Below are 15238 nucleotides of genomic sequence, written 5' to 3' on the forward strand. Positions count from 1 at the left end.
CTGCCGGGGCCGATTTCTAGGGCTCCCCCTCGCGCGGTGCTAGCGTTCCCACGAGCGCAAGACATCGGCCAGAGGGAGCGCCCTTGAGCGAGACGAATCCCCCAAACAGCAGGTGGTCCAAGGTACCGCTCTGGCTGGCGGCCCTGCTCAACGGCATGGTCACCATCGTGCTGATCGTGCTCACCTGGTTCCTGTTCTCCAGTGAGATGGGGGAGCCGTTCCGGCAGAACACGGGCAGCGGGTACAAGATCGCCATCGCCGTCCTGGCGGGCCTGCTCACCGGCTTCATCACCCTCTGGGCGATTGGCGGAGACCTCCGGAAGAAGTGGACGGATCTCGCCAAGTCCACGGTGGAGATCGCCCCCACCCTGCTGAGGCCCGTTCTCTTCGTGTTGCTGGTGATCGTCCTCACGGTCGCCTATCGGGTCATGGTGGACGCCTCCCGAGCGGAGGCAGGCCTCGTGCCAGCCCCGGATGAGATCGACTTCTTCCACCTCGGGCTCGTGGGGCTAACCGCGCTGCCGTCGGTGCTGACGGCCTGCGTGTCGCTGCTCATCGAGCGCCGCATCGCGGCACGGGGGGTGTTCTCCTTCGCCGTCGACAAGTCACGCCTCTCGGAGGACTTGCGCGACAGCGAGCTGCCGGAGCAGCTCCAGCGGAACTGGGACTACGAGCGCGAGCTCATGCAGGGCTCCATCCAGCGCATGGGCCGGCACGGCGCCATCCTGGGCTTCCTGGCCTCCGCCATCGTGGCCACCTGCGCCGTGACCATCATCCGCAGGGACAACGAGATGAACCACCTCGTGGCGCTGGCTGTTGGGACGGCGGCGAGCATCTCCTTCACCCTGCACCTGGGGCAGATCTTCTTCCGCTCCGCGAGCAACGACGCCACCGCCCGGATGATGGCCTGGGCCTCTCGCACGCTGCTGATCGTCTCGGTCTGCGCCCTGTTCTTCGGCGCCCTGGCGCTGGGCAGCGACGGCAAGCTGTCCATCCTGGCGAAGAACCCCGCCACCGCGACGGCGGAAGACCCCTCCGCCCCCCCACCAGAGACAGTCCCGGCCCCCACCACTCCTCCGCCGGAGCCCAACCCCCTGCGCGGCCGCATGGGCGCGCTGCTCATCGGCGTGGCGGTGGCGCTGCTGGGCGAGCGGCTGATGCGGGTGGTGACCAACCGCGCCGCGAGCCTGCTGGGGATGGAAGGGCTCGCGGCTCCGCAGCCCGGGAACCTGACGCTCATCGATGGACTGAGCGAGGACGACTCCCGGCGCCTGGCCGAGGAGCGGATCGACTCGGTCCACGCCCTGGCCTTCACCCCCACGCCCCGCATCTTCTTCAACACCGTCTACAGCCTGCAGCGCATCTGCGACTGGCAGGATCAAGCCCTGCTCATCGAGCGTGTCGGACGAACCAACGCCCTGCTGCTGCGCGAACAGTTCTTCGTTCGTGGCGCCATCTCCGCCCGGCGTTATGCCCTCCAGAAGTTCGGTCCGAAGTCGCAGGACGAGCAGTGCCCCGCGGCGCCCCCCTCCCCCTCGGCACCGAAGCCTGGCATCGAGGGTGACAAGGAACCGGAGGAGCCCCTGGAGCCCCCCTTCGACCTGGGGCAGGGCTCCCACCTGCACCACGCGCTGCGCTCCCTGGTCGATGATGAGGACATCGAGCGGCTGGAGATCTTCTGGCGCGCGGTGCCGATCCTGACCCCCGAGGACACCAAGCCGAAGACCGCCTAATCCTCCTCCAGGGGCTGGAAGTCGGCCTTGGAGGCGCCGCAGTCCGAGCAAACCCAGGTGTCGGGGAGGTCCTCGAACGCGGTCCCCGGCGCGATGCCCGAGGCGGGGTCTCCTTCCGCTGGGTCATAGATGTGGAAACACACGGCACATTGGTAGCGCTTCATCATGTCGAGGCCTCGCTGCCCCCAGTATCGGGCAGGAGGCCTCGGTGACACCACGCCCCCGACTCAGTGGACGGTGGGATTCGGAGGCTCGGACGGAGCCTCGGGCGGCTGCCCCCGGGCCACGCGGCGGCGCCAGCGCCAGAAGGCTCGCTGCGTCTTGGCCGCGCTGCTGGCGCTCTTGGCCGCGCCCGGCGTCTTGAGCGGCGGCTCGAGCGGCGGCGGCTCTCCGGGAGCCCGGGCCCCCTTCGCCTTGGCCCTCGCGTCGCGCGAGGCGTGCTCGAGGATGGCGTTCAGCTCGCCACCGAGGATGAAGATGAGGCCGGTGATGTAGAGCCACAGCAGCAGCACCACCACACCGCCGATGGAGCCGTAGGTGACGTTGTACTTGCCGAAGTGCTCCACGTACTGCGTGAAGCCCCAGGTACACGTGAGCCACAGCCCCGTGCCGATCACCGAGCCCGGGGTGATGTACTTGAAGCGCTGCTTCACGTCCGGCAGCACGTAGTAGCAGAGCGCCAGCATCAGCATCACCAGCGAGGCGGTGAAGGGCCAGCGCGCCCAGGACCACACGAAGTGGAAGGCATCGACGAGCTGCAGCCGGTGGGCGATCCACTCCCCCGCCTTGCCGCCCAGCAGGAAGATGGTGAAGGACAGGGGGATGAGCAGCGTGCCCACCAGCGTCATCAGCATCGCCACGCCCTGGGTCTTCCAGATGGGCCGGGACTCGGGCACGTCATAGGCGAGGTTGAGCGCCTTGCGCAGCGCATCCACCCCGCGCGAGGCCGACCACAGCGCCACCAGGAGACCCACCGTGAGCAGCTTGGGCCGAGGCTGGTTCACCAGCGAGCGCAGGTGCTCGTCCACCAGCGCCAGGGCATCCCCCGGCACCAGCGGGGTGATCCGATCCAGCATGGACTCGACCGCCCCGGGCGCGAAGGGCAGATAAGCCACCAGCGTGACGAGGAAGAAGAGCAGCGGGAACAGGGAGAAGAGGAAGTAGTACGAGAGCTGCGCGGCACAGTCGGTGACCGTGTCCTCCTGGAACTCCTTCACCAGGCGCCGGCCGAACTCACGCCACGTCAGGTACTTGAGCCTCGGAAACCCCATCCACCCTCCTCTCCCTGGGGGATGGAAGGTGGGCATGGGCCCCAGAGGGTGCAGCAGGCGGGCAAGCGAGCCCCCTGAGCCTCTCTCGCCTCGAATGTCGATCAGACGACTTCGGGCGGCAGGTACTTCCCGAGTAACGGACGCAGGCGGGTGCGCACCTCGTTGGGAATGCGGCCCCGGTCGGACCAGATGCCCGCGGCCAGCGCGGAATCACAGCGGCACGCCTGCGGCACCGTGGCGATGCGAGAGAGGGCCCGGCGGATGAGGGCCAGTCCATCGGCGCTGGTGGCCAGGCGGGTCTCGCGCAGCGCGGCCCCCAGCGCCTCCGGCTCGGCGTCACCCTGAGGCTGCCAGCCGTCATAGTCCGTGGGCAGCACCACCAGCGCGTAGTGCAGCTCCGCCTCCCGCGCCAGCTTCGCCTCCGGCATGGCCGTCATGCCGACCAGGTCTCCGCCCCAGGAGCGGTACATGAGGCTCTCGGCCCGGGTGCTCAGCGCGGGCCCCTCCATGCACACATAGGTGCCCTGCGTGTGGACCTGCGTGTTGTTCCCCTCGGAGGCCCGGATCAGCACCTGCCGCAGCGTCTCGCAGAAGGGGGAGGCCATCTCCACGTGTACGGCCAGGTCGTCATAGAAGGTGCAGGGCCGGCGGTAGGTGCGGTCGATGACCTGATCAGGGATGACGAGGTGGCGGGGCTGGATGTGCTCGCGCAGGCTGCCGGCGGTGCCACAGGCGAGCACGTGCGTCACCCCGAGCACCTTGAGGGCAAAGAGGTTGGCGCGGTAGGGCACGCGCGTGGGGCTGAGCTGGTGGCCGGACCCATGGCGCGCCAGCAGCACGAGCGACATGCCGTCCCGCTCCAGGGTGAGGAGGGGGCCAGCCGGCGGGCCGAACGGTGTCTCGATGAGGTGGGGGTCGGCCTTGGAAGGCCCGACCAGGGCTTCCACGAGCCCGGCACCTCCAATGATGCCCACCCGGATGCCTGCCATATGCGTCCTCCATGACGCTGGGGCAGGACGATAGCGCGCCCCCCGCGCCAGGCGAGGCCAAAGGCTGCTAACGTCGCGATTTGTCATGCGCGTACCGCCGCTTCTGATGCTCCTCCTCCTCGCCGGGCCTGCCACCGCGCTGGGCTCGGGCGGCCTGGCCGCGTGCAAGGAGGACAACACCGCCTGCCGCGAGGACTGCACCGTCGAGTACGGCAGCAACTCGCGGGCCTACAGCAAGCTCAACGCCTGCGTGGGCAAATGCACCAGCAAGTACAACCTGTGCCGCGAGCGCCACCTGGCGCTCCAGGAGCAGAGGGACCTGGGCATCGAGGCCAACCCGGCCAGCGCGGCGCCTCCGCCGCCCCCAGAGCCGACCCGGTACTCCTCCAGTGACGGCGAGGACCTCTCGCTGGAGGAGCGCGCGCCCGCGGCGGCCGCCTCTGACACGGGGGGTCGCCGGGGCGTCTACCGCACCTCCGAGCCCGCGGCGGAGTCCAAGCCCGCGGCCCCCGTCGCGAGCACGGATTCCGAGGAGGAGGATGCGGCGCCAGTGCCCACGCCCGCTTCGCCTCCGAAGAGCGAGCCCGCGGAGCCGACCGTGCGCCGGGATGTCTACCGCGCCGCCGAGCCCGAGCCCGTCAAGGCACCGGAGCCGGCGAAGCCCGCTCCCGTGGCGGCCTCCGAGCCCAAGCCCGAGGCTCCCGCGAAGCCCGAGCCCGCGCCGAAGCCCACGGTCGCCGCCTCCGGCGAGTCGGATCCCCTGCTCGACGAGGACCCACCGCCTCCGCCTCCCAAGCCCAAGCCCAAGGCCCCCGAGCGCCCGTCGCTGCCTCCGGAGCCGAAGCACGACATCTCCGACTGGGACCCCAACGGAGACTGAAGTCCGCTCCCGGGCGTGGGGCCTCAGATGAGGGGCTTCAGCACCTTGAGAACTTCGGCCGCCTGGGTCGAGATCTTGTTGGCGCTCAGGATCGACTCATGGATGGCCGTGCTCATCGCGGCGTTGACCGGAGCGTTCCTGTGCCGCATCTCGAGGATGGGAGCGATCTTATTGTTGACGATGCTGGACTTCAGCGGACGCTCCGTCGCGGGGGGCTCGGGTCTCGTCAGCTCGTAGACGGCATCGTCGGTCCAGTGGTCTCGAACCGCTTCCTCCGTCGCCCCGATGGAGGTGGCGATCGCGGTGATGGCGGTGTCGTAGACGGTGTCGAGCGGAGCGGCGACAGCCCCCGTGGACGCGGTGTAGAGCCCGCATAAGGTCGTTGCCGCGAGGTACGGAACGCCGTTGGAGCGTGGGTCCATGGCCCCCTTGATGGTGCAGCCATGGAAGTCCTTCGCCAGGCCCGGGAGCTTGTCCAACTCCGCCGCCACCTCGAAGCTGAGGAACGACAACCACTGAAAGAACCAGAGCTTCAGCCGCACCCGGCTGTTCCAGTAGGCGTGGAGCGGCGCGGTGTTGTCCTCCGCCACGGTGTTGACGAGGGTGTTGGCCGCCGCGACCAGGGGGAGGATCTTCGGAAGCTCCTCGTCGGTGGTGAGCTGGGACCAGATCGCCTTCGCCTTCTTGGCGTCAGCTTGAAAGAGCGTCTCCGCGCGAATGGTCATGTTCGCCTGGCAGGAGCCATGGGTCGAAACCTTCGAGATGCGCCCCTGACAGGAGCTCCCTCCGAAGTCGGCGGAGGGGGTGAACGTCATCTGGCTGGGCGCCTTCGTGTACGCCTCCCTCACGATCTGCAGCAACTCCTTGAGGCCAATCCCGGTCACCGCGAACGGCGCGGTGACGACCTCTGCGGTGGCCGAGGAGACATTTGCGGCGGCTCCGAAGATCTGATCCAGCTCGTACTTGAGCTTGGGGATGCCGAAGCTGAACCCCTTGTTGGGGTTGTACTCGGCCTTCTCGCTCATGGTGCCCGAGGTGCGGGACACGTTGAGCAGGCCCTCGATCTCCAAGCCCAGTGTGAGGTGAGCGCGCGTGACGGGCAAGCGCGTGGTGTTCTCCGCATGGATGGCTCGAGGCACGATCCCCCCCGGGTCGCAAGTAAGCCCCAAGCTACAGCAAACTTCGCGCCTGCCCTCCGCGCCAGAGAACTTCCGTTCTTCTGGCGATGACGCGTGGAAACGCGCTGCGGAAACCGCAGCGCGGACTGCGAAAGTCGCAGCCACCGCAGGGCATTGACGTCACGGTGTGCGGCGCTTGACGGCCCACTGCGTCGGAGGCGGATTGCGGTCACCGTTGACCGCGTACTGGTGCCAGTAGGGGTAGATCGGCGTGCGACCGCTCACCGCGTCGAGCTTCGCCACCTGCTCGGCCGTCAGGTTCCAGCCAGTCGCCCCCAAGTTCTGCCTCAGCTGCTCCTCGTTGCGCGCACCGATGACGACGCTCGAGATGGTGGGCTGTTGCAGCAGCCAGTTGATCGCGATCTGGGGCACGGTCTTGCCCGTCTCCTGGGCGATCGCGGCGAGCGTATCGACCACGTTGTAGAGGTGCTCCTCGGGAACTTCCGGAGCGCCCACCCCAGCGCTGACACGGCTGTTCGCCGGCAGCGGCTGGCCTCTCCGGACCTTGCCGGAGAGCTGGCCTCCCGCGAGCGGGCTCCACACCAGCGTGCCGACCTTCTGGTCGATCGCGAGCGGCATCAGCTCCCACTCGAACTCCCGGTTCACGAGTGAGTAGTAGACCTGATGCGCGACATGGCGCGGCAGTCCGTACTTCTCGGACAGGCTCAGCGACTTCATCAGATGCCAGCCCGAGAAGTTCGAGCAGCCGATGTAGAGGACCTTGCCGCTCCGGACGAGATGCTCCAAGGCGTACAGCGTCTCCTCTACCGGCGTCATCGCGTCGAAGCCGTGGAGCTGGTAGAGCTCGACATGGTCGGTGCCGAGCCTGCGCAGGCTCGCCTCGCAGGCCTTGATCAGGTGGTAGCGCGAGGAGCCAACATCGTTGTGCCCCCGCCCCGTGCGGAAGGTGGCCTTGGTCGCAATCATCACCTCGTTGCGGCGCCCCGCGATGGCCTTGCCGAGGATCTCCTCGGCGACCCCTTCCGAATAGACATCGGCGGTGTCGAACAGGTTGAGGCCCGCCTCCAGGCAGATGTCCACGAGACGCGTGGCCTCCTGCACCGTGGTGGTGCCCCAAGCCCGAAAGAACTCATTCGTCCCACCGAAGGTCGCCGTCCCGAGGCTCAGGACGGGAACCTTCAACCCCGAAGCTCCCAGCAGTCTGAACTCCACGATCTCCTGCCTTCCTTGCCGAATCGCTCCATGCGATCGAATGGCACGGGAGCACTACCACTTCTTCAGGGGCAGGGACCTCTTCAACCACCCGCTATAGAATGCCCGGTGGCTCCGGCTGCGGATTCAGCGCCACCCAGGAAAACAATGAGCGAAGGCTGATCGCCCTCGGCGGCAGCGGTTGCGGGTTCAACAGAACCTCGCTGGCAAAGCCACCACGGACCCCTTCCAGCTCAGCGATGTCGAGGTCGCGGAAGTCGACGGTAGCCGTTTCGGTCTTCCATGCGGTCATGTGCCTGCTCGTGGTTTGACCGGCCGCTCCATTGCCACCGGTCCTGTCTGTAATGAATGGGCGGGTTGAGCGCCGATGTGATGGAGGAGCCCACGCTTCGAGCGCTGTTCGGGTAGGGAGCATCTGTAAGCTGCCATGGATGACACTCCGTCCTGCGGCTGGCCCCTTCCGCCTCGTGAGTCTTGTGGTCACGCTCCTCGCCACGCTGCTCGGGTGTTCCCATGCGCCCAAAACAGAGTCGCTCGAGAACCCCTTCGGTGCCTTCAACTTCACGCTCGAGTCACGGCCGGCCAGTGAGCAGATCGGGCTGCTCGACGAGGTCGGCTACAAGGGCGTGGCGTTGACCTGGCCTGGCGTCGAGACCTTCGAGGCGTTCGCCACTGCGCCCGCGGTGCGCGAGGGCAGGTTCCGGCTGTTCGCGGTGCTGTACGACTTCCGGTTCGACACGCCGTGGAGCCGCGAAGAGGTCGACACGATGCTCTCCACCCTCGCGCCTCAACGAACCGACCTGTGGCTGATGCTGAGCGGGCCTCACGGGCCCAATGAGTCCATGGTCACGGCGGTCCGCGAGCTCGTCGCCATGGCCACGGCGCGAGGGGTCCGCGTCGTGCTGTATCCGCATGACGACAACGCGATCGAGAACGTCGAGGAAGCCGTCGCCCTGCTCCAGGCAGTCGGCCGCCCGGAGCTGAAGGTGTCCCTGCACCTCTGCCACGAACTCAAGGCGGGCAACCGCGACCGGCTCGCCGAGGTCATCGCCGCCGCCGCTCCCCACCTCGTGCTGGCGAGCATCCACGGCGCGGCGCGGGAGACGGTCACTCCCGGCTGGTCCACGACCATCCAGCCCCTGGACCGCGGCGACCTCGATGTGCGCAGCGCGTACCTGCTGCCGCTCATCCGCGCTGGCTACACCGGCCCCGTGCTCCTGCACACCTTCGGGCTCGTGGATCCCCCAGAGGAGCACCTCCGTCGCTCCTATGAGGCCTGGAAGCAGATGGCCGGCGAGGTCGCCGCCACCCTCGCGAGCGAGCGCTGAGCGCTATTCGGTGGCGCGGCCGCCCGAGCTCTCCCAAGGGAACAGGTAGCTCAAGGGCCGATGCACCCGCTCTGCCCAGGAGGACTCGTGGTGCTGTCCCCCCTTGTGCTCGTAGTAGGACAAGTCCTTGCCCTGCACGTAGCCCCGCGACTCCAGCGCCTCCTTCATGTGCTGCGTCGGCGTCAGCGGATCCCTCCGGGTGCCCGCATCGATATAGAACTTCACCGGCACCCGCTCGGGCGATGTCGCCACCTCGCGGATGAGCTCCGAGCCGTTCCACATGAACGAGCTGGAGAGGCAGGCCACCTTCGAGAAGACATCGGGGCGGCGCCTCCCCAGGTAGAAGGAGACCAGTCCGCCCAGCGACGAGCCCATCAGCGCGGTGTCCTCCCGGCCCGGCAGGGTGCGGTAGTTCCCATCTACCCACGGCTTGACGGTCTCGATGAGGAAGCGCCCGTAGAGATCCGCGCCTCCCATCCTGCCGTTGGGAGGCCCCGGCGTGTACTCGAACACGCGCGCGTTGCCCGTGTTGTAGACGCCCACGATGATGACCTCGTCCATGCGCCCCTGCGCGACGAGCGAGTGGCTCGTCCGGTCCGCGCCCCACGACACCCCAGTGAAGGAGGTGGCGTCCTCGAAGGCGTTCTGGCCGTCGTGCATGTAGAGCACGGGGTAGCGCTTGAGCGGGTTCTCCTCGTAGCTCGGCGGCAGCGAGATGACGAGGGTGCGCCGGTTGTCGAGCTGCGGCGAGTGGAAGTCATGCACCTTGTGCAGGGTCCCCACCGGTGGACCGAAGAACGGGTACACGTCCACCGTGGAGCCCGCCCGGAGGTGGTAGTTGCCACCGACGGACCAGGCCCGGTCATCCAGGAGCGGCTTGAACTCCAGTACCCCCGAGGACTTCGGCCACACGTAGGTCCAGACGTGGCCTTGCGTCCACGTGGCCTCCAGCCCCGTGCTCCAGGCCAGGGGCGGCTTGCTGCCACGCAGGGTGATGCGGCGGCCCCAGCCCGCGTCGTAGTGGACCCGGATGACCGAGTCGCCGTTGCCACTTCGTTTCGGCATGGAGAAATCCTTGGTTACTGCGCGAGCTGCCGGAGCGCCCAGTGCGCGGCGCTGCGTACCAGATCGCTCGTGTCCCCGCTGAGTTTCTCCAGCAGGGGCCGGGCGCTCGCGTCCCGGGCGGCGCCCATCGCGTAGATGGCGTTGCGGCGCAGCCCATCGTAGTGCGCGCGCGCCAGCGCCGTGCCGGGGATGAACTTCCTGTACTGCTCGGGGGTGAGCCCCGCCAGCTCCATCACCCCCAGGCCCGCGACGGCCCGAGGCGCGAAGCGCGGGTGCTCGGCGAAGACGGGCTTGCGGTTGAGGGGACACACGTCCTGGCAGATGTCACAGCCGAAGACGAGGTTGTCCATCTCCACGCGGAAGGACTCGGGCACCTCGCGCTCGCGGTTCTCGATCGTCTGGTACGAGAGACACGCCCGCGCATCCACGCGCCCATTGCCCACCAGCGCCCCCGTGGGGCAGGACAGCAGGCACTTGCGACAGGGCCCACACCGGTCCGTCGCGGGCCCGCCGGCGTACGCGTCCACCTCCGCGTCGAGCACCACGGTGGACAGCAGCACCCACGAGCCGAAGCGCTCGGTGATGAAGCAGCCGTTCTTGCCCACGTAGCCCAGGCCCGCCCGCGCCGCCCATACCTTCTCCATCAACGGGCCACTGTCCACGCTGCCGTACGTTCCAATGCCCGGGTAGGTCTCCTTGAGCGCCTTGCGGAAGGCCTTCATCCGGTCGCGCAGCGTGGAGTGGTAGTCGCGCCCGCGCGCGTACCGGGCAATGGGCGAGTCGCTCGTCTCCGCGTCGTTCCGGTAGTAGTTGTTGGCGAAGACCACCACCGTCTTTGCCCCGGGCAGCAGTTGGGCGACGTCGAGGCGCTCGGCTGCCCGCTCCTTCATCCAGTCCATGTCCGCCGCGTAGCCGGCCTCGATCCACGAGTAGAGCGACTCGGGAGGAATGGGCTCGGCGCGAGCGAAGCCCACGAGGTCGAATCCGACGGCCTCGGAGAGCTGGCGCAGATAGGCGGTGGGCAGCACGTTCACGGCACTTCTCTTCTAGCGCTCCCCACGCCTCGGGGAGCTACTTTCCTGGCTTCTCCGGTATCCACTTCACATCTGCGACGCCCGCCCGGTGGTTGGCCACCCGGGCCATGACGAAGAGCAGATCCGAGAGTCGATTGAGGAAAACTCCCACCTCCCCCGGGACCTTCCCCTCGCGCAGCAGCGAGACGACGCGCCGCTCGGCCCTCCGACACACCGTGCGCGCCAGGTGCAGCGCGCTGGAGGCCTGACTGCCCCCGGGGAGGATGAAGTGTGTCATCTTGGGCAGTTCGCCCTCGAACGCGTCGATGGCCTTCTCCATGGCCTCGGACCACTCGGGCTTGAGCTGGGGGATGTGCGCGGCGGCCTTGGTGTCCAGCGGCGTGGCCATCACCGCACCCACGGTGAACAACTGGTCCTGCAACCGCTGGAGCAGCCCGTCGAGCTCCTGGGGCAGCCCGAAGCTGCGCGCCAGGCCCAGCGTCGCGTTCAGCTCGTCCACCTCGCCGTATGCGTCGACGCGTTCGTCGTCTTTTGGAACCCGCCCGCCGCCAAACAATCCTGTCTCACCGGCGTCGCCGGTCTTCGTGTAGATCTTCATTCGAGCCCCATGAAACCCTACCTCGCGCTGCTCGAACACGTTCTGAAGAATGGAACGAAGAAAAGTGACCGGACCGGCACCGGCACGCTCAGCCTCTTCGGCCACCAGCTTCGGTTCGACCTCACCCAGGGCTTCCCGCTGGTGACGACCAAGAAGCTCCACCTCAAGTCCATCATCCACGAGCTGCTGTGGATGCTACGGGGCGACACCAGCGTGTACTCGCTCCAGGCCCAGGGCGTCACCATCTGGGACGAGTGGGCCGACGCGCAAGGCAACCTGGGGCCTGTCTACGGCCACCAGTGGCGCTCGTGGAGCGCGCCCAACGGCGAGTCCATCGACCAGATGCGCCAGCTCGTCGAGGGCCTGCGCAAGAACCCCGACTCGCGGCGCCACATCATCAGCGCGTGGAACGTGGCGGACCTGCCCGCCATGAAGCTGCCGCCCTGCCACGTGCTCTTCCAGTTCTACGTGGCCGACGGGCGCCTGTCCTGCCAGCTCTACCAGCGCAGCGCGGACATCTTCCTGGGCCTGCCCTTCAACATCGCCTCCTACTCGCTGCTGACGATGATGGTGGCGCAGGTGACGGGGCTCACCCCGCACGAGTTCATCCACACCCTGGGTGACGCGCACCTCTACTTGAACCACGTGGAGCAGGCGCAGACACAGCTCGCCCGCGAGCCCCGCCCCCTGCCCCGCATGAAGCTCAACCCGGACGTGAAGGACCTGTTCTCCTTCCGCTACGAGGACTTCACGCTGGAGGCCTACGAGCCGCACCCCGCCATCAAGGCGCCCGTGGCCGTATGAGGCTGTCGGCCATCGTCGCCATGGCGGCCAACCGGGTGATTGGCGCCAACAACCAGCTGCCCTGGCGCCTGCCCGCGGACCTCGCCCGCTTCAAGCGGCTGACCATGGGGCACACCCTGGTGATGGGCCGCAAGACGTACGAGTCCATCGGCCGTCCGCTGCCGGGCCGCGCCTTCATCGTGGTGACGCGCCAGCGCGACTTCGCGCCTCCGGGCGTGAAGGTGGCTCACTCGGTGGACGAGGCGCTCGCGCTGGCTCCGGCCGACGACGAGGTCTTCATCGCCGGAGGCGCCGAGCTCTACGCGCAGACGCTGGGGCGGCTGGACCGGCTCTATCTCACCCGCATCGAGCGCGACTTTCCGGGCGACACCTACTTCCCCGAGGTGGATCTGTCCCAATGGACACTCCTCGAGCAGGAGCACCACCCCGCCTCGGGCCCGGAAGCCCTGCCCTACGCCTTCCTCACCTACCAGCGGTGAGGGCCGGGCGATTTTGTTGACTTTGATTCTCAAAATTGAAACGCCCCGCCAAGGCTGTTAGAACCTCCGGTGTGAACCGCACCGGTGTCGTCCTGTTGTCCCTGCTCCTCGCGCTGCCGCTGGCGGCTCGGGCCGATGAGTCCGCGTCCGAGGGGCGCACCTGGCACCGGCTGGTGGGCATCCTCCAATACCTGCAAGCCGACTACCCGGCCGCGGTCGAGTCCCAGTCCGAGTTCGAGCTGACGGAGCAGAAGAGCTTCATCGCCGAGGCGGTGGTGGCGGCCAACGAGCTGGGCTCGGCGGGCCAGGGCTTCCTGCCTCGCATCCAGGCGGTGAAGGCCCGGGTGGATGAGGGCAAGGACCCCGAGGGCGTCAGCCGCGACTGTGGCGCGCTCGTGGAGGACCTGGTGCTCGCCGGGGGCCTGTCGCGCAGCCCGCGCCAGCCGCCCAACCTCACCCGGGGCGAGGAGCTCTATAAGGTGTCCTGCACCGCCTGCCACGGCGCCGATGGCCGCGCCCAGGTGACCATCGCCCAGACGATGGAGCCCCAGCCGGCCAACTTCCATGATCCGGACATCATGGCCGGGCTCACGCCGTACAAGGCCTTCAACACCACCAGCTTCGGGGTGCCGGGCACTGCGATGCCGGGCTTCCCCACGCTCTCCGAGGATGAGCGCTGGTCGCTGGCCTTCTTCCTCTTCACCCTGCGCCAGCCCGCGTGCGAGGGCACCCCACCGCGCGTGTCGCTGGAGCGCCTGGCCACCGCCACGGACCCGGAATTGGCCGCCGAGTACGGCGAGCAGAACATCGCGTGCCTGCGCCGCAAGTTGCCGGACGTGGACGAGGAGCGCGCGTTGATGGCGGCGCGCACCCGGGTGGAGGAGGCGCTGCGGCTGGGCGGCTCGGGCGACATGCTGGGCGCTCGCAACGCGTTGCTGGACGCGTACCTCACGGGCCTGGAGCCGGTGGAGGTGAAGCTGCGCGCGAGGGATCCGCAGCTGGTGACGAAGCTGGAGCAGTCGTTCCTCCAGTCGCGGCTGGCGGCCGAGCGCAACAGCCCGCACCTGCAGGACGAGGGGCGCGAGCTGCTGTCGCTGCTGGACCAGGCGCGGCGGGGCAGCGGCAACACGGCGAGCATGCTGTCCGTCATCTGGCTCACCTTCCTCATCCTCCTGCGCGAGGGCTTCGAGGCCACCGTCATCGTCGCGGCGCTGCTGGCGGCGCTCAAGAAGATGGAGGCCACCCAGCAGGTGCGCGTGGTGCACGCCGGGTGGATCTCCGCGCTGGTGGTGGGCGCGCTGGCGTTCTTCTTCGGGAGGCACCTGCTGGCCGGCGCCAACCGCGAGGTGATGGAGGGCGTGGTGGCCCTGGTGGCGGTGGCGATGCTGCTGTACGCGGCGCTGTGGCTGAATGCGCGCGCCAACATGAGCCGCTTCATGGGCGAGCTGCGCCAGAAGATGCAGGGCGCGCTGGGCAGCGGCAGCACGCTGGGCCTGTTCGCCATCGCCTTCACCGCGGTGCTGCGCGAGAGCTTCGAGACGGCGGTGTTCCTCCAGGGCCTGGCGCTCGACTCGGCCTCGGGCGTGGCGTGGGGCTCGCTGGCGGGCGGCGTGGCGCTGGTGGCGATGGTCCTCTTCGTGCGCCGCGTGGGCTACAAGCTGCCCATGAAGACGCTCTTCCAGGCGTCCACGGTGCTGCTGGTGGCCACCGCCGTCATGCTGCTGGGCAAGGGGCTGCACGCGCTCCAAGAGGTGGCCCTGCTGCCGCTGATGCCCATCCCCTTCGTCACCGTGGAGATGCTGGGCGTCTACCCGGACGCGGTGTCGCTCACGCCGCAGCTGGTGCTCGCGCTGGCGCCACTGGCCTTCCTCGCCTTCCGCAAGGGTCGCACGGCGCGGCTGGCCGGAGCCTCCTCGCAGGGCTGAGCCCGTAGGCGCACCGCTCCCAGGTCCTCCGCGCGCGGGCCTGGGCCCTCCACCTCGCCTCGGGGAAGCCGCTAGGCTGCCGCGCATGCTCCTGACACGTATCGTGCTGTGCCTCGCCCTGCTTGCGCCATGCGTGGGACTCGCCCAGGCGCCCGAGGGTGAGCCCTCCCCGGCACCCACCGAGGCGCTCCCGCCTCCTCCCTTGCTGCCAGCCCCGGAGCAACCCGAGGAGAGCCCGCCCGAGGGAGAGCTGATTCCTCGGGAGTACGAACTCAATGGGCCACTGAAACAGAGCTTCTCCGCCTCGCGCGCCATGCTCGAGCTCATCGGCGGCGGCGCGGTGGGCGCTGGCATGGCGATCGCGGGAGGAATCTTTGGAGGCCTCGTCTTCTCGGCGTCCTGCGAGGACCTGGACTGCCTCGGTGTCGTTTTCGTCTCGGGGCTCGTGGGCGCCACCTTCGGCGTACCGCTGGGCGTCTATGGCGCCGGCAGGCTCATGGACGGCCGGGGTCAGTACTGGCCCACGTTCCTCGGCACGCTCGTGGGAGCGGGGCTGGGGCTCGCGGGAGGGCTGGCCAGCCAGAACGAGGCCGCACTGGTGGTCGGCCTGACCTTCGGGCCGGTGTTGGGCGCCATGGTCGGCTACGAGCTCTCCCACGCCTACCAGCAGCCCGCGCCGAGGCCCGCGCGCTTCGAGACAGGGTTCCAGCTCCACCCCGCCGTCGGCTTCACCCCGGGCGGTGGCCTCCTCGGCTCCCTCTCGGGCAGGTTCTGAAGTCGG

General features: G+C 68.5%; 16 protein-coding genes. 7 read left to right on the forward strand and 9 right to left on the reverse strand.

The annotated features are described in order from the left end of the window. The first annotated feature begins 83 nt into the window (after nucleotides 1–83). Entirely contained in the window at nucleotides 84–1733 is a 1650-nt protein-coding gene (locus SYV04_RS36575; RefSeq protein WP_321550674.1) for a hypothetical protein, read from the forward strand. On the opposite strand, the gene rd is transcribed toward SYV04_RS36575, so the two are convergent. The 3 genes from rd to SYV04_RS36590 form a co-directional block, all read right to left on the reverse strand. Continuing rightward, nucleotides 1730–1900 (reverse strand): rubredoxin, encoded by a 171-nt coding sequence (rd, locus tag SYV04_RS36580; RefSeq protein WP_321550675.1) that lies wholly within the window; start codon nucleotides 1898–1900, stop codon nucleotides 1730–1732. The two genes, SYV04_RS36575 and rd, sit on opposite strands and share 4 nt — an antisense overlap. Before the next feature lie 60 nt (nucleotides 1901–1960). Further along, nucleotides 1961–3004: a YihY/virulence factor BrkB family protein gene (locus tag SYV04_RS36585; RefSeq protein WP_321550676.1), complete on the reverse strand. Its 1044-nt coding sequence runs from the start codon at nucleotides 3002–3004 to the stop codon at nucleotides 1961–1963. Nucleotides 3005–3105: 101 nt separating this feature from the next. Next, a complete protein-coding gene (locus SYV04_RS36590) occupies nucleotides 3106–3993 on the reverse strand; it encodes an MTAP family purine nucleoside phosphorylase (protein ID WP_321550677.1) in 888 nt (295 codons plus the stop codon). Nucleotides 3994–4078: 85 nt separating this feature from the next. Between SYV04_RS36590 and SYV04_RS36595 the strand changes: the two genes are divergently transcribed. Further along, a complete protein-coding gene (locus SYV04_RS36595) occupies nucleotides 4079–4873 on the forward strand; it encodes a hypothetical protein (protein WP_321550678.1) in 795 nt (264 codons plus the stop codon). A gap of 23 nt (nucleotides 4874–4896) precedes the next feature. On the opposite strand, the gene SYV04_RS36600 is transcribed toward SYV04_RS36595, so the two are convergent. The 3 genes from SYV04_RS36600 to SYV04_RS36610 form a co-directional block, all read right to left on the reverse strand. Continuing rightward, complete coding sequence (locus tag SYV04_RS36600; RefSeq protein WP_321550679.1) at nucleotides 4897–6012, reverse strand: hypothetical protein; 1116 nt, start codon at nucleotides 6010–6012, stop codon at nucleotides 4897–4899. 159 nt (nucleotides 6013–6171) lie between these two features. Continuing rightward, entirely contained in the window at nucleotides 6172–7224 is a 1053-nt protein-coding gene (locus SYV04_RS36605) for an aldo/keto reductase (protein WP_321550680.1), read from the reverse strand. Between the two features lie 94 nt (nucleotides 7225–7318). Further along, entirely contained in the window at nucleotides 7319–7516 is a 198-nt protein-coding gene (locus SYV04_RS36610; protein WP_321550681.1) for a hypothetical protein, read from the reverse strand. Nucleotides 7517–7700: 184 nt separating this feature from the next. On the opposite strand from SYV04_RS36610, the gene SYV04_RS36615 reads away from it, so the two are divergent. Beyond that, complete coding sequence (locus SYV04_RS36615; protein ID WP_321550682.1) at nucleotides 7701–8552, forward strand: sugar phosphate isomerase/epimerase family protein; 852 nt, start codon at nucleotides 7701–7703, stop codon at nucleotides 8550–8552. A 3-nt stretch (nucleotides 8553–8555) separates the two neighbouring features. Here SYV04_RS36615 and SYV04_RS36620 read toward each other — a convergent pair whose 3' ends face one another. Genes SYV04_RS36620 through SYV04_RS36630 form a run of 3 tightly spaced genes read right to left on the reverse strand, consistent with a single transcriptional unit; the run spans nucleotide 8556 to nucleotide 11249 of the window. Next, nucleotides 8556–9617 carry an alpha/beta hydrolase gene (locus SYV04_RS36620; protein ID WP_321550683.1) on the reverse strand — a complete coding sequence of 354 codons (1062 nt, stop codon included), beginning with the start codon at nucleotides 9615–9617 and terminating at the stop codon, nucleotides 8556–8558. Nucleotides 9618–9631: 14 nt separating this feature from the next. Further along, nucleotides 9632–10651, reverse strand: coding sequence for a tRNA epoxyqueuosine(34) reductase QueG (gene queG, locus SYV04_RS36625; RefSeq protein ID WP_321550684.1), 1020 nt, complete (start codon nucleotides 10649–10651; stop codon nucleotides 9632–9634). 37 nt (nucleotides 10652–10688) lie between these two features. After that, complete coding sequence (locus SYV04_RS36630; RefSeq protein WP_321550685.1) at nucleotides 10689–11249, reverse strand: cob(I)yrinic acid a,c-diamide adenosyltransferase; 561 nt, start codon at nucleotides 11247–11249, stop codon at nucleotides 10689–10691. A 9-nt stretch (nucleotides 11250–11258) separates the two neighbouring features. Here SYV04_RS36630 and SYV04_RS36635 point away from each other — a divergent pair, with 9 nt between their 5' ends. The 4 genes from SYV04_RS36635 to SYV04_RS36650 all read left to right on the forward strand — a co-directional run bounded on the left by SYV04_RS36635 (nucleotide 11259) and on the right by SYV04_RS36650 (nucleotide 15232). Beyond that, on the forward strand, nucleotides 11259–12053 hold the full coding sequence (locus tag SYV04_RS36635; RefSeq protein ID WP_321550686.1) for a thymidylate synthase: 795 nt from the start codon (nucleotides 11259–11261) through the stop codon (nucleotides 12051–12053). Beyond that, entirely contained in the window at nucleotides 12050–12532 is a 483-nt protein-coding gene (locus SYV04_RS36640; protein ID WP_321550687.1) for a dihydrofolate reductase, read from the forward strand. The genes SYV04_RS36635 and SYV04_RS36640 overlap by 4 nt, the downstream gene beginning before the upstream one ends. A gap of 71 nt (nucleotides 12533–12603) precedes the next feature. Beyond that, nucleotides 12604–14457, forward strand: coding sequence for a cytochrome c/FTR1 family iron permease (locus SYV04_RS36645; protein WP_321550688.1), 1854 nt, complete (start codon nucleotides 12604–12606; stop codon nucleotides 14455–14457). 85 nt (nucleotides 14458–14542) lie between these two features. Next, entirely contained in the window at nucleotides 14543–15232 is a 690-nt protein-coding gene (locus SYV04_RS36650; protein WP_321550689.1) for a hypothetical protein, read from the forward strand. Nucleotides 15233–15238 lie beyond the last annotated feature (6 nt).

It is taken from the genome of Hyalangium ruber (assembly GCF_034259325.1).
Lineage (GTDB): Bacteria > Myxococcota > Myxococcia > Myxococcales > Myxococcaceae > Hyalangium_A > Hyalangium_A rubrum.